1 protein-coding gene is annotated in these 1082 nt (G+C 66.6%); it reads left to right on the top strand.

What is annotated here, in order from left to right:
* Positions 1-1082, top strand: a 1082-nt coding sequence (locus BLP99_RS26030) for a condensation domain-containing protein (RefSeq protein ID WP_256327900.1), incomplete at both ends; no start/stop codon positions are given.

The following is a 1082-nucleotide window of genomic DNA, read 5'->3' on the forward strand; positions in this document are numbered from 1 at the left end:
TTCGATGCGCGGCACTACCGCCTGGATCTGCGTCGGGCGCCGATGCTGCAACTGGTCCATGCCCGGGACGAGGCCCAGGACCGCTGGGTGGCGATCCTGCTGTTCCACCACATGGCCCTGGACCATACGGCCCTGGAAGTGGTGCAGCACGAAATGCAGGCGCACCTGATGGGCGAAGCCGCACAGTTGGCCGAAGCGGTGCCGTACCGCAACTATGTCGCCCAGGCCAGGCTTGGAATGAGCGAGCAAGAGCACGAAGTGTTTTTCCGGCAGATGCTCGGTGAGATCGAGGAGCCGACGCTGCCGTTCGGATTGGCCCAGGTCCAGGGCGACGGGCGTGGCATCGAGGAAGTCACGGTTGCGGTCGATGACGCTGTGGGCCGGGGGCTGCGCAGCCAGGCCCGGCGCCTGGGCGTCAGCGCCGCGAGCCTGATCCATCTGGCCTGGGCACGGGTCATGGCCCTGGCGTGCGGCCAGGAACACGTGGTCTTCGGCACCGTACTGATGGGGCGGATGCAGGGGGGCGACGGTGCCGACCGTGCGCTGGGGATGTTCATCAATACCTTGCCGATATGCGTGTCGGTGGGCGAGCAAAGCGTGGACGAGGCGGTGAAGGCGACCCATGCCCGGCTGACCGGAATGCTGGCTCATGAGCACGCTTCCCTGGCCCTGGCCCAGCGTTGCAGTGGCGTGGCGGCGCCGACGCCTTTGTTCAGTGCGCTGCTGAATTACCGCCACAGTGCCACGCAGGTGACAGAGGCCTTGCTGTCGGCCTGGAGCGGCATGCAGATGCTGTCCAGCGAAGAACGTACCAACTACCCGCTGACCATGAACGTCGATGACCTCGGGGATGGCTTCAGCCTGACGGCGCTGGTGGAATCGCGGATCGGGGCGCAACGCATCTGCGACTACCTGCAAGTCGCGCTGCGCAGCCTGTTCGAGGCCCTGGAACAGGCGCCGCAAACACCGGTGCAGAGCCTGCCGGTGCTGCCGCAGGCCGAGCGTCGCCAACTGCTGGAGACCTGGAATGCGTCGCCGGCGACCTACCCCCATGACGCGTTGATCCACGGGCAGGTGGAGGC

The sequence above is a fragment of the Pseudomonas sp. NFACC32-1 genome, from assembly GCF_900101215.1.
Lineage (GTDB): Bacteria > Pseudomonadota > Gammaproteobacteria > Pseudomonadales > Pseudomonadaceae > Aquipseudomonas.